Source organism: Streptomyces sp. NPDC021225 (assembly GCF_044332865.1).
In the GTDB taxonomy this organism is placed as follows: Bacteria; Actinomycetota; Actinomycetes; order Streptomycetales; family Streptomycetaceae; genus Streptomyces.
Window position 1 is genome coordinate 61,327 of the sequence record NZ_JBIRPV010000022.1, and the last position, 23,788, is coordinate 85,114.

The 23,788-nt window shown below is 73.0% G+C and carries 21 protein-coding genes; 16 read left to right on the forward strand and 5 right to left on the reverse strand.

Features of this window, described 5'->3' with window-relative positions; translation table 11 throughout:
- Nucleotides 1-6 precede the first annotated feature (6 nt).
- Nucleotides 7-834 (reverse strand): alpha/beta fold hydrolase, encoded by an 828-nt coding sequence (locus ACH4S9_RS46150; RefSeq protein WP_398377591.1) that lies wholly within the window; start codon nucleotides 832-834, stop codon nucleotides 7-9.
- A gap of 131 nt (nucleotides 835-965) precedes the next feature.
- On the opposite strand from ACH4S9_RS46150, the gene ACH4S9_RS46155 reads away from it, so the two are divergent.
- On the forward strand, nucleotides 966-1,769 hold the full coding sequence (locus ACH4S9_RS46155; RefSeq protein ID WP_398377593.1) for a class I SAM-dependent DNA methyltransferase: 804 nt from the start codon (nucleotides 966-968) through the stop codon (nucleotides 1,767-1,769).
- 35 nt (nucleotides 1,770-1,804) lie between these two features.
- Here the strand turns inward: ACH4S9_RS46155 and ACH4S9_RS46160 are convergent, their stop codons facing one another.
- Nucleotides 1,805-2,476, reverse strand: a complete 672-nt coding sequence (locus tag ACH4S9_RS46160) for a lysophospholipid acyltransferase family protein (RefSeq protein WP_311725738.1) — start codon at nucleotides 2,474-2,476, stop codon at nucleotides 1,805-1,807.
- A gap of 438 nt (nucleotides 2,477-2,914) precedes the next feature.
- Between ACH4S9_RS46160 and ACH4S9_RS46165 the strand changes: the two genes are divergently transcribed.
- The 3 genes from ACH4S9_RS46165 (at nucleotide 2,915) to ACH4S9_RS46175 (ending at nucleotide 5,539) form a co-directional block, all read left to right on the forward strand.
- On the forward strand, nucleotides 2,915-4,054 hold the full coding sequence (locus ACH4S9_RS46165; RefSeq protein ID WP_311725739.1) for a glycerophosphodiester phosphodiesterase: 1,140 nt from the start codon (nucleotides 2,915-2,917) through the stop codon (nucleotides 4,052-4,054).
- A gap of 175 nt (nucleotides 4,055-4,229) precedes the next feature.
- Entirely contained in the window at nucleotides 4,230-4,751 is a 522-nt protein-coding gene (locus ACH4S9_RS46170; protein ID WP_311725740.1) for a sigma-70 family RNA polymerase sigma factor, read from the forward strand.
- 284 nt (nucleotides 4,752-5,035) lie between these two features.
- Complete coding sequence (locus tag ACH4S9_RS46175; protein ID WP_311725741.1) at nucleotides 5,036-5,539, forward strand: GNAT family N-acetyltransferase; 504 nt, start codon at nucleotides 5,036-5,038, stop codon at nucleotides 5,537-5,539.
- A gap of 38 nt (nucleotides 5,540-5,577) precedes the next feature.
- Here ACH4S9_RS46175 and ACH4S9_RS46180 read toward each other — a convergent pair whose 3' ends face one another.
- Together ACH4S9_RS46180 and ACH4S9_RS46185 are read right to left on the reverse strand one after the other, a co-directional pair.
- Complete coding sequence (locus ACH4S9_RS46180) at nucleotides 5,578-6,018, reverse strand: hypothetical protein (protein WP_311725743.1); 441 nt, start codon at nucleotides 6,016-6,018, stop codon at nucleotides 5,578-5,580.
- Nucleotides 6,011-6,379, reverse strand: a complete 369-nt coding sequence (locus ACH4S9_RS46185) for a hypothetical protein (protein ID WP_311725744.1) — start codon at nucleotides 6,377-6,379, stop codon at nucleotides 6,011-6,013. The genes ACH4S9_RS46180 and ACH4S9_RS46185 overlap by 8 nt, the downstream gene beginning before the upstream one ends.
- A 117-nt stretch (nucleotides 6,380-6,496) precedes the next feature.
- On the opposite strand from ACH4S9_RS46185, the gene ACH4S9_RS46190 reads away from it, so the two are divergent.
- The 10 genes from ACH4S9_RS46190 to ACH4S9_RS46235 all read left to right on the forward strand — a co-directional run bounded on the left by ACH4S9_RS46190 (nucleotide 6,497) and on the right by ACH4S9_RS46235 (nucleotide 21,096).
- On the forward strand, nucleotides 6,497-7,147 hold the full coding sequence (locus tag ACH4S9_RS46190) for an HAD-IA family hydrolase (RefSeq protein ID WP_398377597.1): 651 nt from the start codon (nucleotides 6,497-6,499) through the stop codon (nucleotides 7,145-7,147).
- A gap of 346 nt (nucleotides 7,148-7,493) precedes the next feature.
- Nucleotides 7,494-8,618 carry a methionine ABC transporter ATP-binding protein gene (locus ACH4S9_RS46195; protein WP_398377599.1) on the forward strand — a complete coding sequence of 375 codons (1,125 nt, stop codon included), beginning with the start codon at nucleotides 7,494-7,496 and terminating at the stop codon, nucleotides 8,616-8,618.
- Complete coding sequence (locus ACH4S9_RS46200) at nucleotides 8,615-9,373, forward strand: methionine ABC transporter permease (RefSeq protein ID WP_311725747.1); 759 nt, start codon at nucleotides 8,615-8,617, stop codon at nucleotides 9,371-9,373. The genes ACH4S9_RS46195 and ACH4S9_RS46200 overlap by 4 nt, the downstream gene beginning before the upstream one ends.
- Nucleotides 9,374-9,480: 107 nt before the next feature.
- On the forward strand, nucleotides 9,481-10,302 hold the full coding sequence (locus ACH4S9_RS46205) for a MetQ/NlpA family ABC transporter substrate-binding protein (RefSeq protein ID WP_311725749.1): 822 nt from the start codon (nucleotides 9,481-9,483) through the stop codon (nucleotides 10,300-10,302).
- Between the two features lie 40 nt (nucleotides 10,303-10,342).
- Nucleotides 10,343-11,161 (forward strand): MetQ/NlpA family ABC transporter substrate-binding protein, encoded by an 819-nt coding sequence (locus tag ACH4S9_RS46210; protein ID WP_311725750.1) that lies wholly within the window; start codon nucleotides 10,343-10,345, stop codon nucleotides 11,159-11,161.
- Nucleotides 11,162-11,307: 146 nt separating this feature from the next.
- Entirely contained in the window at nucleotides 11,308-11,955 is a 648-nt protein-coding gene (locus ACH4S9_RS46215; RefSeq protein WP_311725751.1) for a GNAT family N-acetyltransferase, read from the forward strand.
- 202 nt (nucleotides 11,956-12,157) lie between these two features.
- The gene (gene cbiE / locus ACH4S9_RS46220) at nucleotides 12,158-13,411 is read left to right on the forward strand and encodes a precorrin-6y C5,15-methyltransferase (decarboxylating) subunit CbiE (protein ID WP_398377602.1); all 1,254 of its coding nucleotides are present in this window, start codon (nucleotides 12,158-12,160) and stop codon (nucleotides 13,409-13,411) included.
- 278 nt (nucleotides 13,412-13,689) lie between these two features.
- Nucleotides 13,690-18,897, forward strand: a complete 5,208-nt coding sequence (cobT, locus tag ACH4S9_RS46225; RefSeq protein WP_398377604.1) for a nicotinate-nucleotide--dimethylbenzimidazole phosphoribosyltransferase — start codon at nucleotides 13,690-13,692, stop codon at nucleotides 18,895-18,897.
- 106 nt (nucleotides 18,898-19,003) lie between these two features.
- A complete protein-coding gene (gene cobA, locus ACH4S9_RS46230) occupies nucleotides 19,004-20,224 on the forward strand; it encodes a uroporphyrinogen-III C-methyltransferase (protein WP_311725757.1) in 1,221 nt (406 codons plus the stop codon).
- A 53-nt stretch (nucleotides 20,225-20,277) separates the two neighbouring features.
- Complete coding sequence (locus tag ACH4S9_RS46235; RefSeq protein ID WP_311725758.1) at nucleotides 20,278-21,096, forward strand: RNA methyltransferase; 819 nt, start codon at nucleotides 20,278-20,280, stop codon at nucleotides 21,094-21,096.
- Between the two features lie 202 nt (nucleotides 21,097-21,298).
- Here ACH4S9_RS46235 and ACH4S9_RS46240 read toward each other — a convergent pair whose 3' ends face one another.
- Nucleotides 21,299-22,690 carry a protein kinase gene (locus ACH4S9_RS46240; protein ID WP_398377607.1) on the reverse strand — a complete coding sequence of 464 codons (1,392 nt, stop codon included), beginning with the start codon at nucleotides 22,688-22,690 and terminating at the stop codon, nucleotides 21,299-21,301.
- A gap of 253 nt (nucleotides 22,691-22,943) precedes the next feature.
- Between ACH4S9_RS46240 and ACH4S9_RS46245 the strand changes: the two genes are divergently transcribed.
- Both ACH4S9_RS46245 and ACH4S9_RS46250 read left to right on the forward strand, forming a co-directional pair.
- Nucleotides 22,944-23,210, forward strand: coding sequence for a hypothetical protein (locus tag ACH4S9_RS46245; RefSeq protein WP_361192928.1), 267 nt, complete (start codon nucleotides 22,944-22,946; stop codon nucleotides 23,208-23,210).
- 186 nt (nucleotides 23,211-23,396) lie between these two features.
- Entirely contained in the window at nucleotides 23,397-23,603 is a 207-nt protein-coding gene (locus tag ACH4S9_RS46250) for a hypothetical protein (protein WP_311725761.1), read from the forward strand.
- Nucleotides 23,604-23,788 lie beyond the last annotated feature (185 nt).

Sequence of the window (23,788 nt, forward strand, 5' to 3'; positions counted from 1 at the left end):
CTTCGCCTACCGCCCCGCCAGAAACTCCCGCACCGCCCCCGCGTACGCCTCCGGCGCGTCGTCGTGGATCCAGTGCCCGCAGCCCGCGAACTCCCGCAGCGCCGTCCCCGCCCGACGGGCCGTCATCTCGCGGGCGTGGGCGGCCGGGAGCATGGAGCTGTGCTCACCGCGCAGCAGCAGCGCGGGGCAGGAGGAGCCCAGCCACTGATCCCAGAAGTCGCCGCACATGGCCCGCTGCGACTCCATCAGCTCGCGCGGCGAGAACAGCAGCCGCCAGCCGCCGCCCTCGGCGTCCGGCTCCGCGCTGTCCAGGAAGTACGTGGCTTCGGGGATCCCGCGCGACTCGATCTCCCGGCGCAGCGCCTCCCGGTCCGCGGCGCGCGTGGGCCAGCCGGAGACGTCGAGCACGGGATGGCCGACCACCGGGCGGTCGGTCACGGCGCCGATGTCCTCGATGACGAGCGCGCTCACCAGTTCCGGGTGGCGGGCGGCCAGGGTGTACGCGATCACTCCGCCCGTGGAGTGGGCGACGACCGGGACCGGACCCAGCCCCAGCGCGCCCAGCAGGGCGGCGGCGTCGGCCACGTACTCGTCCAGCGAGAACGGCCCGCCGCCCCCGGTCAGCCCGTGCCCCCGCAGATCGGGGGCGATCACCCGATGGCCGGGCGCGAGGGCCGCGGCCAGCGGCCCGTACAGCCGGCCGCGCCCGAAGTGGCCGTGGAGGGCCAGCACCGGGGCGCCAGGACCGCCGAAGTCCAGACAGGCGACGCGGCGGCCGCGCACGGCGAGGAATTCGGGAACGGGGGCGGTGGAGCCATCCGCGGGAGCAGCCATCCGCCGAAGGCTAGTGCCGCGCCGACCGGGGCGACCACCCGATTTCGCGGCAGGGGCCCGGACGCCACACGCGGCTGGCGAGGGCACACCGCGGCGGAGAGGATGGGGCAAACCGTGACAGCGAGGTCCCGATGCCCGTACGCACCACCACACCCGGCACCAAGAACCGCGCGAGCGCCCTGCACAAGGTCCGGTACGCCGTACGCCATCCCGAGCGGGTGCCGCGCTATGTCCGGCGGATGGCCCGGGATCTGCGGCTGCGCGTCTCCACCCGCGACCACATCGCCTACTACCGGGCGGTGATGCGGGACGACACCGCCCGCAGCCCCGAGGCGGCCGTCGGCAGCGCGTCGCACGAGCGCTGGCTCGCCCTGGGGCAGATGCAGCACGACTACCTCCTGCGGCACGGGCTGCGGCCCGAGGACCGGATGCTGGACATCGGATGCGGCAATCTGCGCGGCGGATGGCGCTTTGTCGACTATCTCGACGCGGGCCACTACCACGGCATCGACATCTCGCCCGACATCCTCCTCGCGGCCCAGGAGGTCGTGGCGGGCCGTGGCCTCCAGGCCAAGCTGCCCCATCTGGGCCTGGTGCGCGATCTGCGGCTGGCGGCCCTGCCCGAGGCGTACTTCACGGTGGTGCACGCGCACAGCGTCTTCTCCCACTCGCCCCGGGAGGTCATCGAGGAGTGCCTGGCCCATGTGGGGCGGGTGCTCGCCCCGGGCGGATACTTCGACTTCACCTTCAACCGCACCGAGGGTCCCGAGCACCATGTGCTGCGCGAGGACTTCTACTACCGCACGGCCACCCTGGTGCGGCTCGCCGCGGACCACGGTCTCGCCGCGCGGTTCATGGACGACTGGGAGGAACTGCCCCACCGGCAGTCGAAGATCCGCGTCACCCACCGCGGCGAACGCGAAGAGGCCGCCTGAGCCATCGCCAGGCGGCCTCTCGCCGAGAAGGTCTGTCAGGCAGCCTTCGCCTTGGTGGCGTACATGTCCACGTACTCCTGGCCGGACAGCCGCATGACCTCGCTCATGACCTCGTCGGTCACCGCCCGCAGCACAAAGCGGTCCCGGTCCATGCCCTCGTAGCGGGTGAACTCCAGCGGCTCGCCGAAGCGGACCGTCACCCGGCCCGGCCGGGGCAGCCCCTTGCCGCCCGGCTGGAGCCGGTCCGTACCGATCATCGCGAACGGCACCACGGGGGCGCCCGTCATCAGGGTGAGCCGGGCGATGCCGGTGCGGCCGCGGTAGAGGCGGCCGTCGGGGGAGCGGGTGCCCTCGGGGTAGATGCCGAACATCCGGCCCTCCTCCAGCACCCGGCGGCCGGTCATCAGCGCGGCCACGCCACCGTGCCCGCCGTCCCGGTCCACCGGGATCATGCCGACGCCGGTGAAGAACCAGGCCATCAGCCGGCCCTTGAGCCCCTTGCCCGTGACGTACTCGTCCTTGCCGATGAAGACGACCTGGCGGTCACAGACGAGCGGCAGGATCATCGAGTCGATGAAGGTGAGATGGTTTCCGGCCAGGATGACCGGGCCGGATCCGGGGATCCGCTCCGCCCCCTCGACCTGCGGGCGGAACATCAGGCGCATCAGCGGACCGAGTACTGCCTTCAGGAACGTGAATCGGGACAACGGGCCCTCCGGTCGGGGTCATGGTCTGAAGCGCTCGGGTGCGGGAGACCGGGCTGGGGTGAGTCAACCCGATACCGCACACTCAGACCGTCCGGCAGTAGGGCCCGCGGCGTCGCGGGCCGATGGGCGGCGCCTGGCCGCACCCCGCTCGTCGCACGCAGCGCCGCTGCGCTCTCCTCGCGGGGCACGCCCATGCTTGCCCCTCGACCCGCTCCTTCTCCCGCGCTCCCTACTACCGGACGGTCTTACGCCGGTGAGACGATACTCGCCGGTCACACCCCCGCGCACACCGGGTTCACCCACCTGATACGCACTGTTGACCCACGTTTCCCACGCGTTCCGTCCAACGTCTCCCGTAGGAAAGCCGCATCACCCTACGATCGGCCCGTCATTTGATCAGGTTTTGGCGGGTACCGGACGCCTCAGCGAGGAGTGGTCATGGAGCGGGAGCAACAGCCTGGACGGCGCGCCATTCTGGGGGCCGCGGCCCTCGGGGCGGGAGCGATGGCGCTGAGCGGTGCGGGCACCGCCACCGCCGCCGAGGCGTCCGGGAAGGGCCACGGGCTGCCGGTGCCCACCGTCATCGGGCACCGCGGGGCCAGCGGATACCGGCCCGAGCACACCCTGGGCTCGTACCAGCTCGCCCTCGACATGGGCGCCGACATCATCGAGCAGGACCTGGTCCCCACCAAGGACGGCCACCTGGTCTGCCGCCACGAGAACGACATCACGGCCACCACGGACGTCTCCGCGCATCCGGAGTTCGCCGACCGCAAGACCACCAAGACGGTCGACGGCACCGCGCTCACCGGCTGGTTCACCGAGGACTTCACGCTCGCCGAGCTGAAGACCCTGCGCGCCAAGGAGCGCATCCCCGGCACCCGCCAGCGCAACACGCTCTACGACGGCCGCTGGGAGGTGCCCACCTTCGACGAGGTGCTCCAGTGGGCCGAGCGCGAGGGCCGCAAGCGGGGCCGCCGCATCTGGCTGTACGTGGAGACCAAGCACCCCACCTACTTCCGCAAGCTCGGGCTCGGCCTGGAAGAGCCGCTGGCCAAGCTGCTGCGCAAGTACGGCCGCCACAAGAAGGACGCGGCGCTGTTCCTCCAGTCCTTCGAGCCGAGCAGCATCCAGCGGCTGCGCAAGCTGGTCGACACCCCGGCGGTCGTGCTGCTGTCCACCATCAACAGCCGCCCCTGGGACTTCATCGAGGCGAACGACCCGCGCACGGTCGCGGACCTGGTCAAGCCCGAGGGCCTGAAGTGGATCGCGAGCTACGCCCAGGGCATCGGCCCCGACCTGTCCGTGATCATCCCGCGCACCGCCGACGGCAAGCTGGGAACCCCGACCAGCGTGGTCAAGGACGCGCACGCGGCCGGTCTCGTGCTGCACCCCTACACCATGCGCAACGAGAACTCCTTCCTGCCCGCCGACTTCCGGCGCGGCACCGACCCGAACGCGTACGGGGACGCCTTCGGCGCCTTCAAGAAGTACTTCGAGACGGGCATCGACGGAATCTTCTCCGACAACCCGGACACCGCGCTGCTCGCCGCGGAGGACTTCCGCAAGAGCCGGTGAACGCACGCCCCGGCGCGCGGCGGTGCCCACGCGGGCCCGCCGCGCGCCGTGGCATGTCCGGCGACCCCTCTCGGTACCGCCGTGACGCCGTCAACCTTCCGTGCTGCGGCCGCCCGGTCGGGTGAGAGAGCGGCGCACCGGAAACCGGCCCCGACCCGCCCACGTCCCGCCGGTTATGGACCTTGTGGAGAAACTCCGCCCGCTGCTCGCCGCCGAGGCGGCGGCCGAGGCCTACGGCGCGGGCATCGAACCCGCCGAGCTCGAACAGGCGGTGTGGCTGCGGCTGCTGGAGCGCACCCGCGAGGCCGGCCCGCCGCCCGAGCCCGCCGCCTGGCTGCGCGGCGCGGTCCGGGCCGAGGTGCGCGGGGCCAGGCGCCGGGCCCGGCGGGAGGTGCCGTACGACCCGGTGGGCGACGGCCCGCCCGGCGCCCCCGACGCCCGGTCGGCCGAGCACGCGGTGCTCAGGGCGGAGGCGGGCCGGGCGCTGCGCGCCGCGGTGCGTCGGCTGCCCGGCCGCTGTCCCCTCTTACTGGGCGCGCTGCTGTCCCGCTCCGACCTGACGTATCGCGAGATCGCGGGGGAGTTGGGAATGTCACAGGGCAGCCTTGGCCCGGTACGTTCCCGATGTCTCGGTTGCCTGCGCAGAATGCTCACGGCGGAGATTGCGGCTCCTGAACTCTGGGGAAAGGAGCGGTAGACCGTCCGGTAGTAGGGAGCGCGGGTGAAGGAGCGGGTCGAGGGCCGAGTCTGGGCGTGCCGCGTGAGGAGAGCGCAGCGGCGCTGCGTGCGACGAGCGCGGTGCGTCCAGGCGAGAGCCATCGGGCCGCGACGCCGCGGGCCCTACTATCGGACGGTCTAGGACAATCGGCGCCTCGGAGGCGGACGTGCATCCTCACGACGGCTCCAGTCAGGCCAACACCCCCGGTCGCATCCCTACCCTCAGCGCGGCCGGCGGACCGATACAAGGGGAGGCATGCGCACATGGGCATGAGCGTGACCATCTCTGCGGCGACCGCGGATGACGCCGAGCAGATCCTCAAGTTGCAGTACCTGTGCTACCAGCGGGAAGCCGAGCTCTACGGGGACTACTCCATCGAACCGCTGACCCAGTCCCTCGACGACCTCCGCGCCGAACTGGGCGAGGGCTGTGTGCTCGTGGCCCGGCTCGGCGCGGAGGTCGTCGGGTCGGTCCGCGGGATGGTCGACGACAAGGGCACCGCCGCCATCGGCAAGCTCATCGTGCACCCGCGGATGCAGCGGCACGGCCTGGGCGGAAGGCTGCTCGCGGCGATCGAGGAGCGGCTGGCCGAGGAGCGGGCCGCCAAGCGGTACCGGCTGTTCACCGGCCACCGCAGCGAGGGCAATCTGCGGCTGTACCGGCGGTACGGCTATGCGCAGGTGGGCACCGAGGAGGTCAACCGCCGGCTGAGCCTGGTCACCCTGGAGAAGGAGGCCACGCCCTCCGCGTACGCGGCCAGCGCCTGACGCCGGTTGTCCGAGGGAGTGGCCAGGGCCCGCCGGGATCAGTCCTGGCGGGCCCTGCGCAGCCAGAACAGCCCGGTGACCGGCAGAAAGATCGGGATGAAGAGATAGCCCATGCCGTAGTCCGACCACACCGTCTGGTCGGGGAAGGCGGAGGGGTCCACGAGCGTCCAGGTGCCGATGGTCAGCACCCCCAGCAACTCGGCGGCGCAGCAGACGATCGCCGCCTTCCGCGCCCCTTCCCCGCCGCGCACCAGCGAGACGGTGATGAACGCGTACACCACGGCCGAGACCGCGGAGAGGACGTACGCGAGCGGGGCCTCGTGGTACTGGGCGATCAGCTGGTAGATCGAGCGGGACGCGGCCGCGACGGTGAACACCCCGTACAGCAGGACCAGCAGCCGCCCCGGCCCCTGGCCCAGCTCGGTCCGCCGGTTCCCGGCGGGCTCGGTGGATGTGGAATCGGGCGTCGACTCAGCCACCGGTACCTCCCCAGATGTCGTACAGCCGCACCTCGAGCACGGCCAGCACCACCGCGGCCGCCGTCACCGTCGCCGATCCCCACCGGGTCCGCTCCGCCAGCGACATGAACGCCGCGATCGGCACGGCGAGCCCCGAGCCGATCAGATACGCCACGAAGATCGCCACGGACTCGTCGGGACGCTGCCCGCGCGCCAGCAGCACGATCCCTATGACCAGCTGGGCGAGGCCCAGCAGGGTCACCACGGCCATACCGATGAAGTGCCAGTCCTTGGTGGGCTGGTCGCGGTAGGTGGCGAACCCGCACCACGCGGCGAGTGCGAGGGCGGTCACACCGAGCGCGACCGTCAGCGCGTCGATCAACGGGACCTCCGCGCGGTGCGGCGGCGCACACAGGGGGTGGCAAGCATGGGACGAGGGTAATCGGCCGCGGGGTGCGCCCTGTGCCCGCCCCTGTGCGGGCCCGTACGCTGACCCGATATGAAGATCTCCGCTGACGCTCTGCTGTTCGACAACGACGGAACCCTCATCTCGTCCCTGGAGTCGGTCCACCGTTGCTGGAGCCGCTGGGCGCGGGAGTACGGAATCCCGGCGGAGGAGTTCTCGCGGGTCGAGCTGCACGGCCGCACCGCCTCCGACATCATCGGCGATCTGCTTCCCGCGCACCGCGTCCCCGAGGCCCGCGCCCGCATCGACGAGCTGGAGCTGGAGGACGTGCCCGGCGGCGGGGTGGTGGCGCTGCCCGGCACCCTCGAGCTGCTGGGCCGGATTCCCCAGGACCGCTGGGCCGTGGTGACCTCCGCGATACGCCCGCTGGCGGAGGCCCGGCTGGCCGCGGTCGGTATCACCCCGACCCTGCTGATCAGCGCCGACGACATCACGCGCGGCAAGCCGGACCCCGAGCCCTTTCTGCTCGCCGCCGACAAGCTCGGCTTCGACCCGGCCCGCTGTGTGGTCTTCGAGGACGCCCCGGCGGGGCTCGCGGCGGGCCGGGCCGCCGGCATGCGGACCGTGGCGTTGACCACAACCACCGACCCGGACCAACTGCTCGCCGATGTCGTCGTCAAGGACCTGTCGGCCGTGTCCGTCCAGGCCACCGAGGGCGGGCTGGAGATCACGGCCGGAGAGTGACCCGCACCGCCGCCGTCCACGGGCTGGTCAACCGGGTCCGCTATTCGGACACGTTTGATTGGCCCGTACGTATGTCTGCTTTACTTGCGCCCATGACCACGACGAGCAGCCGCGCCCACGCGACCGAGGCGATCCAGACGCCCGGTGCTCGTTGTATGTGTCGAATGTGTGACCGCTGAGGGCCCCTGCCTGAGCCTCGCGCCCCGAAGCGAGACCCGCTGAGCCGAGCCGCGTCCGTGCCGCCCCCTACCTGGCCGTGCACCGGACCGCGCCGCCCCGCGTCACCGGACCCCGAAGCCGCGCCCGCGCTCGCGCGCGCCTCCGGCGCTCCACGCCGCGTTCCGCAATGAACGAACCGTGCCCGGCGGCACCATCCGCCGTGCACTCAACAGTGACGGAAACCCCTGTGATCACCACGACAGGCCTGACCAAGGTCTACCGCTCACGCGGCCGCGAGGTCACCGCCCTCGACGGCGTCGACCTCCATGTCCGGGAGGGCGAGGTGTACGGCGTCGTCGGACAGAGCGGCGCCGGCAAGTCCACCCTCATCCGCTGCGTGAACCTCCTGGAGCGCCCCACCTCCGGCACGGTCAGCGTGGCCGGCCAGGACCTCACCGCGCTCGCCGGGCGCGGGCCGGGGGCCGGATCGGCGCTGCGCAAGGCCCGCACCGGGATCGGGATGGTCTTCCAGCACTTCAACCTGCTCTCCTCGCGCACCGTCCGGGACAACGTCGAGCTGCCGCTGGAGATCCTCGGCGTCTCCGGCAAGGAGCGCACCCGCAAGGCCCTCGAACTGCTGGACCTGGTCGGCCTCAGCGACAAGGCGAAGGCGTACCCGGCGCAGCTGTCCGGCGGCCAGAAGCAGCGCGTCGGCATCGCCCGGGCGCTGGCCGGCGACCCCAAGGTGCTGCTCTCGGACGAGGCCACGTCCGCCCTCGACCCGGAGACCACCCGCTCCATCCTCCAACTGCTGCGCGACCTGAACCGGCAGCTCGGCCTGACCGTGCTGCTCATCACCCACGAGATGGACGTCGTCAAGACGATCTGCGACTCGGCCGCGCTGATGCGCGGCGGGCGGATCGTCGAATCCGGCACGGTCGCCGACCTGCTCGCCACGCCCGGCTCCGAACTGGCGCGGCAGCTCTTCCCGGTCGGCGGGGAACTGCCCGGCATCGACCGGACCGTGGTGGACGTCACCTTCCACGGTGAGGCCGCGACCCAGCCCGTCATCTCCCAGCTGGCGCGCACCTACAACATCGACATCTCGATCCTCGGCGCCGCCATGGACACCGTCGGCGGCCGCCAGGTCGGCCGGATGCGGATCGAGCTGCCCGGACCGTTCGAGGAGAACGTCGTGCCGATCGGGTTCCTGCGCGAGCAGGGGCTCCAGGTCGAGGTGGCCGACGGAGCGGAAGAGGCGGCGCACCGGGGGACGGGCGACGCCGTGCTGACCAAGGAAGGTGCCAAGTGACCTGGTCCGAAATGCAGCCCCTGCTGGAGCAGGCCTGTTGGGACACGCTCTACATGGTCGGCTGGTCGGCCCTGATCGCGGTCGTCGGCGGACTGCCGCTCGGGGTGCTGCTGGTGCTCACCGACCGCGGCGGGGTGCTTCAGAACCTCGTGGTGAACAAGGTCGTCGGCCAGATCGTGAACATCGCCCGATCCATGCCGTTCATCATCCTCATGGTCGCGCTGATCTCCTTCACCCGCTGGGTCGTGGGCACCACCATCGGCCCCGAGGCCGCGATCGTGCCGCTGGCCGTCGGCGCCATCCCCTTCTTCGCCCGGCTCGTGGAGACCGCGGTGCGTGAGGTGGACGGCGGGCTGGTCGAGGCGGTGCAGTCCATGGGCGGCTCCACCTGGACCGTCGTACGCAAGGTCCTGCTGCCCGAGGCGCTGCCCTCGCTGATCTCCAGCGCCACCACCACGGTCGTCGCGCTCATCGGCTACTCGGCGATGGCCGGCACGGTCGGCGCCGGTGGCCTGGGCGACCTCGCCATCCGCTACGGCTACCAGCGCTTCGAGACCGAGCTGATGTGGATCACCGTGGCGATCCTCGCGGTGGTGATCTCCATCATCCAGTTCGCCGGTGACTTCGCGGCCCGCGCACTGTCGCATCGCGGCCGCTCCTCGGCCACCTCGTGGCTGCGGCCGGCGCGCGCCCCGAAGAGGGCGGAGGAGCCCGGCCCGGTGGCCAAGGTCGCCGAAGCCCCCGAGGCGCCCTGAGCCCCGACTCCCGTCCCTCCTTACCCATCCCCCTCGTCGAACTCCTTCTCCGCAGAGCGTCCCGCACCCACAGCGGCTTCGTACGCCCAAAAAGAAAGGCACTTTTCGTGCGTAACACGACCAAGACCCTCGCTATCGCCCTCACCGCCGGCGCCCTCACTCTCGGCCTCACCGCCTGCGGCGCGGACTCGGGCTCGGACAAGAACGGCGCGCTCGTCGTCGCCGCGAGCCCCGTCCCGCACGCCGAGATCCTGAACTACATCAAGGACAACCTGGCCGAGAAGGCCGGCCTCAAGCTCGAGGTCAAGGAGTTCACCGACTACAACACGCCGAACACGGCGACCGAAGACGGCTCGGTGGACGCCAACTACTTCCAGAACCAGCCGTTCCTGGACGACTTCAACAAGAAGAAGGGCACCCACATCGTGCCCGTCGTCACGGTCCACCTGGAGCCGCTCGGCCTGTACTCGCACAGCGTGAAGAAGGCCGACGACCTCAAGAGCGGCGGGACCGTGGCGATCCCCAACGACACCGTCAACGAGGCCCGCGCGCTCAAGCTCCTGGACGCGAACGGCATCATCAAGCTCAAGAGCGGCGTCGGCAACGAGGCCACCCCCAAGGACATCGCCGACAACCCCAAGGGCCTGAAGTTCAAGGAACTGGAGGCCGCCCAGCTGCCGCGCTCCCTGGACGACGTGGACGCCGCGGTCATCAACGGCAACTACGCCATCGAGGCCGACCTCAAGCCCGCCAAGGACGCCCTCGTCCTGGAGTCGCCCAAGGACAACCCGTACGGCAACTTCCTCGCCGTGAAGAAGGGCAACGAGGACGACCCGCGCGTCAAGAAGCTCGCCAAGCTCCTCACCTCCCCTGAGGTGAAGAAGTTCATCAAGGACAAGTACGACGGCTCCGTCATCGCCTCGTTCTGACCACGGACCCGGACTGCGTGACCCCGGAGGAAGCCACATCATGCGCAAGCTCGCGGTCCCTCTCGCCGCCGCCGCACTCGCCCTCGGGCTGACCGCGTGCGGCGCGGGCTCCGGCGGCGGCTCGGACGACGACACGCTCGTCGTCGGGGCCACCGCCGTCCCGGCGGGCGAGGTGCTCGACTACATCAAGAAGAACCTGGCGGACAAGGAAGGCCTCAAGCTCGAGGTCAAGGAGTTCACCGACTACGTCCTGCCGAACACCGCCCTCCAGGAAGGCTCGCTGGACGCCAACCTGTACCAGAACGTCCCATTCCTGGAGAACTTCAACAAAACCAAGGGCACCGACCTGGTGTCCGTGGCGGATATCTATCTGCCACCCATGGGCGCCTACTCCAAGCACGTCAAGGACGTCTCCGGCCTCAAGACCGGGGCGACCGTCGCCGTGCCCAACGAGACCACCAACGAGGGACGCGCCCTCAAACTGCTCGCCGCCAAGGGGCTCATCGAGCTGAAGAAGGACGCGGGGGTCACCGCGAGCCCCGCCGATATCACCGCCAACCCGAAGAAGCTCACCTTCAAGGAGCTGGAACCGGCCCAGTTGCCGCGCTCTCTCGACGATGTCGACCTGGCGGTCATCAACAGCAATTACGCGCTCGACGCCGGACTCGACCCGGCGAAGGACTCGGTGCTGCTGGAGTCGGTGAAGGGAAACGAATACGCCAACGTCCTCGCCGCCAAGAAGGGCAATGAGGACGACCCGCGGGTGAAGAAGCTGGCCAAGCTCCTCACCTCGCCCGAAGTGCGGAAATTCATCCAGGAGAAGTACAAGGGGTCGGTGCTGCCGGTCACCGGCGGATAGCCGACGCCCGCGTGAAGGCTCCGTATCCGAACGCCACCATCGGATACGGAGCCTTCCGTTCGGCCACCCCGTGCTGCATTTCTCTCGGGCGATGCTGCATGCTGGGCTCTTCCTGAATCCTTGGACCCCCGGTTACGGAGCGGCGCATGACATCCACCTTCCCGGACATCTCCATCAGTACGGAACGGCTGGTGCTGCGCCCCTTCGAGGAAGCGGACGTGCCCGCGCTCACGGAGATGATGAACGACGAACTCGTCACCGCCTGGACCTCGGTGCCCCACCCCTACACCACCCGCGACGCCCGCGAATGGGCGCTGCGCATCGCGCCCGCCGAGCGCACCTCGGGCCGCGGCATCGTCTTCGCCGTCGCCGAGTTCCTCACCCAGCGCCTCGTGGGCATCGTGCACCTGAGCAACACCGACTGGCGCGTGCTGGCCACCGAGATCTCCTACGTCACCGCCCACTGGGCGCGCGGCGAGGGCTACGCCTCCGAATCCGCGCTGGCCGTCGCCCGCTGGCTCTTCCAGGACCAGAAGTTCGAGCGGCTCGAACTGCGCACCGCCGCCGACAACACCGCCTCCCAGCAGGTCGCCCAGAAGATCGGCTGCATCAGCGAGGGCGTCCTGCGCAACGCCTGGATAGCGCGCACCCAGACGGAGGACGGCGGTTGGACCGACCTGCGCACCGACGTCATCGTCTGGAGCCTGCTGCCCGAAGACCTCCAGGGCGTACACGGCGGGCCGACCGACGTGGAGAGCTTCAGCGACTACTCCACGTACACCGACTGGAACTGACCACGCCCGGCGCGCCCGGCCCTCGGCGCGCCCCGCACCCACGCCCCGCGCCTCCCGCCCTGCGTCAGGAGGTACGGACCAGGCGGGATAATCTCTCCAGGCCCGTGTGGAGCGCGCCCCCGCGCCGCGCCGAGCGCACCGGCACACCCGATCTCCGCGGCGACCCGCCGCCCACCCGCGACAACCTGGGAGAGACACGACGATGGCCGACCGCGTCACGGTGATCGGTTGGGACGGATCCCCGCTCACGGACGCGGCCCGCTCCGCCCTCGGCGCGGCCACCCTCGTGGCCGGCGCCGCCCACCACCTGGCGCTGCCCGAAGTCCCGCCGGGCGCCGAGCGGATCAGGCTCGGCAGCGTGGACCTCGCCGCCCGCCGCATCGCCCAGCACCGCGGTTCCGCCGTGGTCCTGGCCGACGGCGACCCCGGATACTTCGGCGTCGTCCGCGCCCTGCGCGCCCCCGAGCACGGCCTGGAGGTCGAGGTCGTCCCCGCGGTCTCCTCCGTCGCCGCCGCCTTCGCCCGCGCCGGGATGCCCTGGGACGACGCCCAGGTCGTCGTCGCCCACAGCCGCGATCTGCGCCGCGCCGTCAACGTCTGCCGCGCCCACCCCAAGGTCGCCGTGCTCACCTCGCCCGGCGCCGGGCCCGCCGAACTCGCACTGCTCCTCGGCCCGGTGCACCGCACCTTCGTCATCTGCGAGGCCCTCGGCACCCAGCGCGAGCGGGTCACCGTGCTCACCTCCGACAAGGCCGCCGACCACACCTGGCGCGACCCCAATGTCGTCATCGTCATCGGCGGCTCCGGCGCGGCCCCTGTACGCGGGGCCCCGGCCCCGGGCGGCGCGCGCGGCGCACTCCAGGGCGGAGGGTGGCTCGCCGGCCGCGACCCGGGCTACCCGGGCGCCGTACGCGGCTGGGCGCTGCCCGCCGCCGCCTACGCGACCGTCCTCGGCGACAGCGAGTCGCCCCAGCTGCGCGCCGCCCAACTCGCCCGCCTCGGCCCCCGCGTCGGCGACCTGGTCTGGGACATCGGCGCGGGCAGCGGCGCCGCCGCCGTCGAGACGGCCGGATTCGGCGCCGCCGTCATCGCCGTGGACCGCGACCCGGACGCCTGCGCGCGTACCACCGCCCTCGCCCGCCGCTACGGCGTCCAGCTCCAGGTCGTCCACGGCACCGCCCCCCAGGTGCTCGAAGACCTCCCCGAGCCCGACGTGGTGCGGGTCGGCGGCGGAGGCCCCGACGTGATCGCCGCGTGCGCCGCCCGCCGCCCCGAGCGGATCGTCACACATGCCGCGACACGGGACGAGGCGGAAGCCGTCTGCCGGGCTCTGGAGGACGGCGGCTACGCGGTCGAGTGCGCCCTTCTCCAGTCGGTGGAGCTGGACACCAGGGTCTGGGCCGAACGTGAGCGCGCCGTCGCGTTCCTGGTCTGCGGTCACCGCCTGCACCTGTGATTTTCGCTCTGTGACGTTCCCCCGACCCTCGCCCCTATGACCGCCTCCGGGCGGCGTCCGAGGTAGGCTGGCAGATCGTTGTACTGCCTGTGCCGCTGCCCGGCGTTCGGCGCTTTATCGGCCAATGGCCGGAATGCGTCCCCCTCTTGACGGGCCGCGGTAGGCAATGCCTCGGGCGTGCTACGTGCCGCGCACCGCGTGCGCTCGTTCTTGCCTCTGAGGCTTGCTCTCGGTGGTAGGCGGTAGGAAGGAGCACTAGCGATGGGCGAGGGGTACGCATGACCGACACCGGCCAGGTCCCGGGCGAGGGGCTGCCGGAGAACGCGGGCGGACGACTCGGGCAGCCGCATCCCGCGGATGTCCCCATCCCCCCCGCCGACGCCGGATTCATCGAACAGCCGCAGTCCGCGTACACCTTCCTCAACCCGCACGACGCCGTCGGCGAGGAGGACGACCTCCTCCTCATGCCCGGCGCGCAGGGCGCGTGGAGCGAGCACCAGCCGCAGTACCAGGACCCGTACCAGCAGCCCATGACCCATCTGCCCGGCGCGCCCGGCCCGTACGAGACCGCGGGCTACGCGCCGGCCCCGGCCGAGGGCTATGACGCGGGCCTGGTCTACGACCAGGTTCCGGCCGCGGCCTACGACCAGGTCCCGGGCGGCGGCTACGACGCGGGACCGGCCCAGGGCTATGACCAGGCCCCGGCCGAGTACGAGGACGTACCGCCCGAACCCCAGCCGGCGCCCATCCACCAGGCCCACGCCCAGGCCGCCCCGTCGCCCAGGCCGCTCGCCCACGCCGCCCCCACCACGCCGCGACGCCCGCTGCACATGGGCCCGCCCGTGCCCGACCCGTCCAACGGCATCGTGCGCTCCCTCGCCGACCGCGGCCCGGCCGGTACCCCCACCCAGTCCGTGCCCGTCCACCAGGCCGAACCGCCCGCCGCCGGACCCCAGTACATCGAGCAGCCCCACGACGACGCCGCACCGCTCCCCGGTGCCCCCTGGGACGCCCAGCCCCCGCAGGCCGCGGCCCCGACGACGGAAGCGGCCGCCCCCGCCGAGGAACTCGAGGAGCTGGACCCGTTCGACCCGCGGCAGTACGCCAAGCCCGCCGCCCCCGAGGCGGCCGAGTTCCAGGGCATGGACCCGGCCGTCGACATCCCCGCGCAGGTCCACCCCGACGCGGTCCCGGACCAGCAGGACCTGGCGCACGCCCCCGGCGCGGACACCGCCCCGGACGACGCCGCCGAGGCCTTCGCGGGCCCCATGGCGGGGACCCCGGCCCAGAACCACCCTCAGGCCGAGCAGTCCGGGCCGGCCATCGCCATCCCGGCCCAGGCGGACGGCACCGCGCTCCCGGCCGAACCCGCCCCGCAGCCCGTACCCGTGGACCCGGGCCACGCCATAGTCGCTGAGGCCCCCTCGCCCGAGGACCCCGCGCAGGGCCAACCGGAGCAGCCCCAGGAAGCGAGCGCGGCGCCCGCGCCGGACGAGGCCGCCGCGGCACAGCCCCAGGAAGCGAGCGCGGCGCCCGCGCCGGACGAGGCCGCCGCGGCACAGCCCCCCCAGGGGCGCGCCGCCCGCCGCCGCGCCGCCCGGGGCCGGGCCGCCACCCAGGACGAGGCCCCGGCCGAGCCCACCGCGGCCCCCACCGACGCCCCGCGGGCCGCCGCGGCACAGGCCCCCCAGGGCCGCCGCCGTCGAGCGGCCCGGGGCCAGGGCCAGCAGGGCCAGCAGACACAGGCTCAGGAGACGCCCCCCGAAGCGCCCGCGCCGCCACTCGCCGACGCGCCGGTGGCTGCGGCGCCCGAGGTGCCCGGCGCCGCGCCGGTGGCCGTCGAGGCGGTGGCCGCGCCGACCGAGGGCGCGCCCGCCGCGCCAGTTGGCGCCCCGTCGAACGGGAGCGCGGCCACGGACGCACCGACGGCCCCGGCCGCTGACCCAGCCGGGGCCGAGCCCGCCGCCCCGCCGTCGACTGGTGACGTTGCCGAGGCGCAGGCAGCCGCTACGGCGGCTGCGGTCGCCGATGCCCCGGTCGCGGAAGGCGAGACCGCGGTACCTGAGGCCGACACCTCCGGCGCTGCGCCTGGCGCCTCGGCCGACGACACAACCGCCGGCGACTCGGCTGCGGCCGAGGGCACGGTCGCAGCCACGCCGACCTCGGCTGAGGGCGAGGCGCCCACTGACGCGCCGACGGCTGACGCGCCGACGGCTGACGCGCCAACGGCTGACGCGCCAACGGCTGATGTGGCCGCGGCGGCCGACGTGCCCGCGTCCGCCGATGCCGCGCCGACGGCTCAGCAACCCGAGGCTGTTGCCGTGCCGGGTGCGGAAGCGCAGGACAACGACGGGGTTCCTGCCGCGCCATCGGCTGCCGAGCCCGCCGCCGAGCCAGTTGGGGAGGACGCGACTGCCGCGCCGTCGGCTGATGAGCCCGCGGCCGCTGCTGCCGCGCCGGCTGGTGACGCGGCCGAGGGCGCGGTCGTCGACGCGCCGGTCGGGGATGGCGCGGCAGCCGCACCTGATGCGGGGCCCGCCGCCGAGCGGTCGGCTGTTGCGTCTGCGGTCGCTGCTGCCGCGCCGGCTGGTGACGCGGCCGAGGATGCGGTCGTCGACGCGCCGGTCGGGGACGTCACGAACGCCGCGCTGCCGGCCGATGAGCCTGCGGCCGACGCGCCCGGCGGGGACGCCGAAGGTGAAGGCGCGGTTGCCGACGCGCCCGTTGAGAACGGCGCGACTGCCGCGCCTGGCGGCGATGCCGAGGACGCGGCTGTCGCCGCACCCGTTGGGGAGGACGCGACTGCCGCGCCGTCGGCTGATGAGCCCGCGGCCGCTGCTGCCGCGCCGGCTGGTGGCGCGGCCGAGGGCGCGATTGTCGATGCGCCGGTCGGGGACGGCGCTGCTGCCGCGCCTGGCGGCGACGCTGAAGACGCGGCTGTCGCCGCACCCGTTGGGGAGGACGCGACTGCCGCGCCGTCGGCTGATGAGCCCGCGGCCGCAGCCGCTGCGCCGGCTGGTGACGCGGCCGAGGGCGCGATTGTCGATGCGCCGGTCGGGGACGGCGCTGCTGCCGCGCCTGGCGGCGATGCCGAAGACGCGGCCGTCGCCGCGCCCGTTGGTGACGACGCGAACGGCGCGCCGACGGCTGCCGTACCCGTGGCCGCCGTCGCCGCGCCTGGCGGGGACGATGCCGCCTCGCCTGCCGCTGACGAGGCCGCTGCCGCGTCGGAGGGCGCCGAGCCGGACGCAGGTCATGCCGCCGAGGCGACGACTGACGACGCCTCCTCCGCCGCGGCCGAACCGCAGGAGCCGGAGGCCGGGTCCCAGGAGGCAGCCCCGGCTGCCCAAGCAGTCGCCGACGCGTCCGTCGAGACCTCGGCCGTCGATGAAACACCCGAAGCCGAAGCGGCCGCGGGCGCCGTGCCGCAGGAGGATGCCTCCGCCGCGGCACCGGCTCCCGCCGAGGCCGCGCAGGCCGCGGCCGTCGAAGGCGGCACCGACAACGCGCCCGCCGCCCCGGCCGCCGCCGAGACTTCCGCCGACGAGGCGCCTGCCGAGGCGCCCGCGCCCGAACCAGCCGCCGCAGCCGGGCCCGAAACCACCGCCGCCGAGGCCACTGCCCCCGAAACTACCGACGCCGAAACAACCGACCCCGAACCCGCACACCCCCAAGCCGTCGCTCCCGAGGCGGTCGCTCCCGACCCTGAGACCACCTCCCCAGAAACAGCCTCACCCGACGCCCCCACCGTCCCCCCGGCCGAGGGCTACGCCGAGGCCGAGCGGGCCGCCGTCCACCGGGTCATCCGCGACCGCCGCGACATCCGCAACGGCTTCCGCTCCGACCCCATCCCGCACGAGGTGCTGCTGCGCGTGCTCGAGGCCGCGCACACCGCGCCCAGCGTCGGGCACTCGCAGCCGTGGGACTTTGTCGTCATCCGGTCCGAGGAGACCCGCCGCACCATGCACGAGCTGGCCATGCGCCAGCGCGACGCATACGCCAAGTCGCTCCCCAAGGGCCGGGCCAAGCAGTTCAAGCAGCTCAAGGTCGAGGCGATCCTCGAGACCCCGGTGAACATCGTGGTGACCGCCGACCCGACCCGCGGCGGCCGCCACACCCTCGGCCGGCACACCCAGCCGCAGATGGCGCCGTATTCCTCCGCGCTCGCCGTCGAGAACCTGTGGTTGGCCGCGCGCGCCGAGGGGCTCGGCGTCGGCTGGGTCAGCTTCTTCGACGAGCGCGAGATGGTGCGCGCGCTGGGGCTGCCCGAGCACTTGGAGATCGTGGCGTATCTGTGCGTCGGGTACGTGGACGAGTTCCCGGACGAGCCGGAGCTGATGAAGACCGGGTGGTCCAAGCGCCGCCCGCTGTCCTGGGTCGTCCACGAGGAGACGTACGGGCGGCGCGCGCTGCCCGGCGAGGACCCCGCCAATCTGCTCCAGGAGACCCTCAGGGGCATCCGTCCGCTGGACGCCAAGGCGCTCGGCGAGGCGTGGGAGCGGCAGAAGCGCATGACCAAGCCGTCCGGCGCGCTCGGCATGCTCGAGATCATCTCGGCGCAGCTCAGCGGGCTGTCCCGGAAGTGCCCGCCCCCGATCCCCGAGCCCGCCACCGTTGCGATCTTCGCGGGGGACCACGGGGTGCACGCCCAGGGCGTCACCGCCTGGCCGCAGGAGGTCACCGGCCAGATGGTCGCCAACTTCCTGGGCGGCGGGGCGGTCTGCAACGCCTTCGCGAGCCAGGTCGGCGCCGAGGTCTGCGTCGTGGACGTGGGCGTGGCCGGCGAGCTGCCCAGCACCCCGGGGCTGCTGCCGCGCAAGGTGCGGGCGGGGACGGGCGACTTCACCGTCGGCCCCGCGCTGACCCGCGAGGAGGCGCTGCGCGCCATCGAGGTGGGCATCGAGACGGCGCGCGACCTCGTGGCCGCCGGCAACAAGGTGCTGCTCACCGGCGAGATGGGCATCGCCAACACCACCGTGTCGGCCGCCCTGATCTCCGTCTACACCGGCGTGGACGCGGCCGAGGTCACCGGGCGCGGCACCGGCATCAACGACGAGATGCACGCCCGCAAGGTCGACGTCGTACGGCGCGGTCTGGAGCTGCACCAGCCCGACCCGGCCGACCCCATCGGCGTCCTGACGGCCTTCGGTGGCCTGGAACATGCCGCGATGGCCGGACTGCTCCTGGGCGGCGCGTCCCTGCGCACCCCCGTCATCCTGGACGGGGTGAGCGCCGGCGCCGCCGCCCTGATCGCCCGCGCCATCGCCCCCGAGGTGCTGGCCGCGTGCATCGCCGGGCACCGCAGCGCCGAGCCCGGTCATGTGGCCGCGCTGAACAAACTGGGACTGCGGCCGCTGGTCGACCTCGATCTGCGCCTCGGCGAGGGGACGGGCGCGCTGCTCGCCCTCCCCGTGGTGCAGAGCGCCGCCCGGGCCATGCACGAGGTGGCGACCTTCGATTCCGCCGGAGTCACGGAGAAGGGCTGACGTCCGCCCCCGCCACGTAGGGTGTGCGCGGGGGCCTGTCCCACCGTCGATCAGCCGCTCCAGCGCCGCAGCGGCCGCGCATTCGCACGAGGAGAGCCGCATCGCCATGTCCGAGAACTTTGCATACCCCGTGGGACTGCGCCTGTCCGGGCGCCGGGTGGTCGTCCTCGGGGCCGGTCAGGTCGCCCAGCGCCGGCTGCCGGCGCTGATCGCGGCGGGCGCGGACATCGTGCTGATCTCCCCGTCCGCCACGGCCTCCGTCGAGGCGATGGCCGAGGCCGGCGAGGTGCGCTGGGAGCGCCGCGGGTACCGGGACGGCGACTTCGAAGGCGCCTGGTACGCCCTGATCACCACCGACGACCCCGAGGCCAACGCCGCCGCCTCCGCGGAGGCCGAGGCCCGCCGGATCTGGTGCGTACGCAGCGACGACGCCGAGGCGTCCACCGCCTGGACCCCGGCCACCGGGCGCAGCGAGGGTGTCACCGTCGCCGTGCTCACCGGCCGCGATCCGCGCCGCTCCGCCGCCGTGCGCGACGCCGTCGTCGAGGGGCTGCGCGACGGCACCCTCGCCGCGCCCCGGCACCGCGCCCGCGGGCCCCATGTCGCGCTGGTGGGCGGCGGCCCCGGCGACCCGGACCTGATCACCGTGCGCGGCCGTCGGCTGCTCGCCGAGGCGGACGTGGTCGTGGCCGACCGCCTCGGCCCCCGCGATCTCCTCGACGAGCTTCCGCCCCACGTCGAGGTGATCGACGCGGCGAAGATCCCGTACGGCCGCTATATGGCCCAGGAGGCGATCAACAACGCGCTGATCGAGCACGCCAAGGCGGGCAAGTCGGTCGTCCGGCTCAAGGGCGGCGACCCCTTCGTCTTCGGGCGCGGCATGGAGGAGGCGCACGCGCTCGCCGAGGCGGGCATCCCCTGCACCGTCGTACCGGGCGTCACCAGCGCGATCAGTGTGCCGGCCGCGGCCGGGATCCCGGTGACCCACCGGGGCGTCGCTCATGAGTTCACGGTGGTCAGCGGGCATGTCGCACCTGACGACCCCAGCTCGCTCGTGGACTGGGCCGCGCTGGCGAAGCTCCGCGGCACCCTCGTCCTCCTCATGGCCGTCGAAAAGATAGGCCCCATCTCCGCCGCGCTCATCCGGCACGGCCGCGACGCGGACACCCCGGTCGCCGTCGTCCAGGAGGGCACCACCGCCACCCAGCGGCGCGTCGACGCGACCCTGGCCACCGTGGCGGAACGGGTCACGGCCGAGGGAGTACGACCCCCCGCGGTCGTCGTGATCGGCGATGTCGTGTCCCTCGCCTCGGGTAACCATGGGTAACGCATCACGTCCGCGTCATTGGCACGACCTCCAGGACAAGGCAGTATCACCCTGTGGCTGATCTCATCACCGTCGATGACCCCGACGACCCGCGGCTGCGCGACTACACGGGTCTGACCGATGTGGAGCTACGGCGCAGGCGCGAGCCCGCCGAGGGCCTGTTCATCGCCGAAGGCGAGAAGGTCATCCGGCGGGCCAGACAGGCCGGTTACGAGATGCGTTCCATGCTGTTGTCGGCCAAGTGGGTCGACGTCATGCGGGACGTCATAGAAGACGTCCCGGCGCCGGTCTACGCCGTCAGCCCCGACCTCGCCGAACGCGTGACCGGCTACCACGTCCACCGCGGCGCCCTCGCCTCCATGCAGCGCAAGCCGCTGCCCGAGGCCGAGCAACTTCTCCAGGGCGCCCGGCGCGTGGTGATCATGGAGTCCGTCAACGACCACACCAACATCGGCGCGATCTTCCGCAGCGCCGCGGCGCTCGGCATGGACGCCGTGCTGCTCTCCCCGGACTGCGCCGACCCGCTGTACCGCCGCTCGGTCAAGGTCTCCATGGGCGCCGTCTTCTCCGTGCCGTACGCCCGTCTCGAGACCTGGCCCCGCGGCCTGGAGGCGGTCCGGCACACGGGCTTCAAGATCCTTGCCCTCACGCCCGACGAGAAGGCCACCTCCATCGATGACGCCGCACCCCACCGCATCGAGCGCGTCGCCCTGATGCTGGGCGCCGAGGGGGACGGGCTCTCCGCGCAGGCCCTCATGGCCGCGGACGAATGGGTGCGCATCCCCATGGCGCACGGCGTCGACTCCCTCAACGTGGGCGCCGCGGCGGCGGTGGCCTTCTACGCGGTCACGGCGGGCCGCCCGCAGGGCTGAGGCGGGCAGCCGCGAACGAGACGGGAGGGGGTGGGGGTGCAGGGGTGGTGCCCTGGACGCTTACGCATATGTGTGGCGCCAATTTCCGCCCCGCCCCACGCTTCCGGGCACCGGCGCCGTAAATATGCGGTCCAGGGTGACAGCCCCTTAAGGCCCCGCCCCCGCACCACCCACGCACACCAGGCGCACGCACCACCCACGGTCAGCCGAACGACGTCGTGGACGTCGGCGTGAACGACGACGCGGGCGTCGGCGCCCCCAGCCCGTAGGGCGGCCCCTGGCACCCCTGCGCGGCGGCGATGCCCAGCGCGACCAGCAGCGTCACCACCACGAAGACGATCAGCCGCTGCCGCAGCAGCCGCCGGTCCGGCCCCGCGGGCCGCCGCCCGTTCGGCGGCGTACGGACCGTACGGACGGGCGGCCGCGCACCGTTGCGCCCCGAGGGGCGCGCCGGCGTCGGGCGGGCGCCGGAGTTACGACCGGTGGACCCGGTGGAACGGCCCCCCGTGCCGGGCCCCGGGCGCGGCGCGGAGGCGCGCGGAGCCTGGGCGCGGGGCGTGGGGGCGGGCGTGCCACCCGGGCGCCGCTCCGTGCGCTGCCGCGCGTACTCCTCGGGGCGCCGGCCGCTCGGCCGCTCCGACGGCTGCCGGGCCCCGTGGTGACCGCCCGGGTGGTGCCCGTCGGAGGCGCCGGCCCCCAGGCCGCCGTGCCCGTGCCCCCCGTGCCCCTGCCCGCCGTGCCCGTGCCCCCCGTGCCCAGGGCCCCCGTGCCCGTGGGCCTCCCGCGCTGCGATCTCCTTCAGGCGCAGGGAGAGCTGAAGCGTGCTCGGCCGGTCCTCGGGATCCTTCGCGAGACACGCGTGGAGCAGCGGCGCCAGCGCGTCCGGCACCCCGGCCAGCTGCGGCTCCTCGTGCACCACGCGGTACAGCATCACCTCGGAACTCCCCTGCCCGAAGGGGGAGTCCGCCATCGAGGAGTACGCGAGCGTCGCGCCCAGCGCGAAGACGTCGGTCGCGGGGGTCACCGTCGCCCCGCGCACCTGCTCGGGCGCGAGGAAGCCGGGGGAGCCGACCGCCGTGCCGACGTGGGTCAGCGTGCTGGCCCCCGTCGCCCAGGCGATGCCGAAGTCGATGATGCGCGGGCCCTTGGGCGAGAGCAGGATGTTCGAGGGCTTGAGGTCCCGGTGCACCACACCCGCCTCGTGTACCGCCAACAGGCCCTCGGCCAGGGCCGACCCGATGGCGGCGACCTGGGCGGCGGGCAGCGGGCCGTCCTCGTTCACCTTGTCGTGCAGGGACGGCCCGGGCACGTACTGGGTGGCGAACCACGGCCGGTCGGCCTCCAGGTCGGCGGCCACCAGCCGCGCCGTGCAGCCGCCGCGGATCCGCCGCGCGGCCGAGACCTCGCGGGCGAACCGGGACCGGAACTCGCGGTCCTCGGCCAGGTCCGGCCGGATCACCTTCAGCGCCACGCGCTGCCCGCGCCGGTCGGAGCCGAGGTAGACGACCCCCATGCCGCCCGCGCCGAGCCGCCGGTGAAGGCGGAAGGAGCCGACGACACGCGGGTCCTCGCGCCGGAGCCGCATCATCGCCATGTCCGTCCCCTACCTCCGGTGGGTAGGCCCCTTCCCAGTACCCCTGGAGGGGAGGCCCCATCCGCTGCCGCCGTCTGACGTGCACAGCTTACGGATTGACGGCCCGACGCGCTGCGAGGCCGCGCATGCGTCGGCAGATGGATTGTCAGTGGCAGGTGGAATCCTTGGAGAAGTGGGGCGGAAACGCGGCAATCCGCGCTCCGGACCACGGTGCGAGTTCTCAAGGAACCGTCGCAGAAGGGGGATTGAGCCCGTGAAGGGTGATCGTGTGGAGATAGTCGTGGACGCGGGTGACACGACCCGGACGTATGAAGTGGTGGCGACTCGGGCGGGCCGCAGGGTGGAGACCGCGGTGCGGCGAGGCGTGGTGGAAGTGAGCGAAGTCACCCGGAGCGGCACGGCGGTGCGCACCGCCCGCTTCATGGCCAACCGAGTGCTGGCGCTGGTCGAGCAGCCGGTGCCCCGCATCGACGACGGAGAGCGCCAGGAGAGCCCTCTCAGGGAAGACCCCAAGTCCTGACTCCGGGTCTCCACCCAGGGGAGTAGTCGCCCGCGCAGGACGTCATCCTCCGGGAGGCCCGGCATCGGTACGAAGGCATGACGCCGTCTCCCCTCCCCGCGCCTAATGTGGTGGTCAAGCGGCGGGCGCAGCACTCGTCCCCCGAGGTCAGACGCTCGCCGCCCCAGATGTGACAGGAGAGGGACGATGGTGGATCCCGCTGGACGGAGGACCACCCGGGCGCGCGGGCACCGCGCGGCGGATGTGTTCGGCGAACAGCGGACCGGCACGCGTCACCCCCTGGTCGCGGCGGCCATGGTGCTGCCGCTGGCCACTCTCCTGGCCATCGCGTTCGGCGGCTGGGAAGCCGTCGTCACACAGGCGTCGTCCGTGGCGGGAATGCTGGGGCGCTGAGCGCCCCAGGCCCGGGAGAGCGGCCCGGGCGGGGACATCCCGTCATCAACCCCGTGGGGACGGGGGTGCGGCGGACGGCACGAGTGCCCGGACAGCTGGGCACCTGTTGCGGTGAAACACCCGCAACGGGTGCCGAGCCCCTGACCTGCGAAAGCAGGTAGGGGGCGGCCGTCCGGGCATAGCAA

Excerpts from the sequence above, each read along its gene's own strand:
- ACH4S9_RS46150 (WP_398377591.1), bottom strand. The coding sequence starts at position 834 with ATGGCTGCTCCCGCGGATGGCTCCACCGCCCCCGTTCCCGAATTCCTC.
- ACH4S9_RS46155 (WP_398377593.1), top strand. The coding sequence starts at position 966 with ATGCCCGTACGCACCACCACACCCGGCACCAAGAACCGCGCGAGCGCC.
- ACH4S9_RS46165 (WP_311725739.1), top strand. The coding sequence starts at position 2,915 with ATGGAGCGGGAGCAACAGCCTGGACGGCGCGCCATTCTGGGGGCCGCG.
- ACH4S9_RS46170 (WP_311725740.1), top strand. The coding sequence starts at position 4,230 with ATGGACCTTGTGGAGAAACTCCGCCCGCTGCTCGCCGCCGAGGCGGCG.
- ACH4S9_RS46175 (WP_311725741.1), top strand. The coding sequence starts at position 5,036 with ATGGGCATGAGCGTGACCATCTCTGCGGCGACCGCGGATGACGCCGAG.
- ACH4S9_RS46190 (WP_398377597.1), top strand. The coding sequence starts at position 6,497 with ATGAAGATCTCCGCTGACGCTCTGCTGTTCGACAACGACGGAACCCTC.
- ACH4S9_RS46195 (WP_398377599.1), top strand. The coding sequence starts at position 7,494 with ATGAACGAACCGTGCCCGGCGGCACCATCCGCCGTGCACTCAACAGTG.
- ACH4S9_RS46210 (WP_311725750.1), top strand. The coding sequence starts at position 10,343 with ATGCGCAAGCTCGCGGTCCCTCTCGCCGCCGCCGCACTCGCCCTCGGG.
- ACH4S9_RS46215 (WP_311725751.1), top strand. The coding sequence starts at position 11,308 with ATGACATCCACCTTCCCGGACATCTCCATCAGTACGGAACGGCTGGTG.
- cbiE (WP_398377602.1), top strand. The coding sequence starts at position 12,158 with ATGGCCGACCGCGTCACGGTGATCGGTTGGGACGGATCCCCGCTCACG.
- cobT (WP_398377604.1), top strand. The coding sequence starts at position 13,690 with ATGACCGACACCGGCCAGGTCCCGGGCGAGGGGCTGCCGGAGAACGCG.
- cobA (WP_311725757.1), top strand. The coding sequence starts at position 19,004 with ATGTCCGAGAACTTTGCATACCCCGTGGGACTGCGCCTGTCCGGGCGC.
- ACH4S9_RS46240 (WP_398377607.1), bottom strand. The coding sequence starts at position 22,690 with ATGGCGATGATGCGGCTCCGGCGCGAGGACCCGCGTGTCGTCGGCTCC.
- ACH4S9_RS46250 (WP_311725761.1), top strand. The coding sequence starts at position 23,397 with ATGGTGGATCCCGCTGGACGGAGGACCACCCGGGCGCGCGGGCACCGC.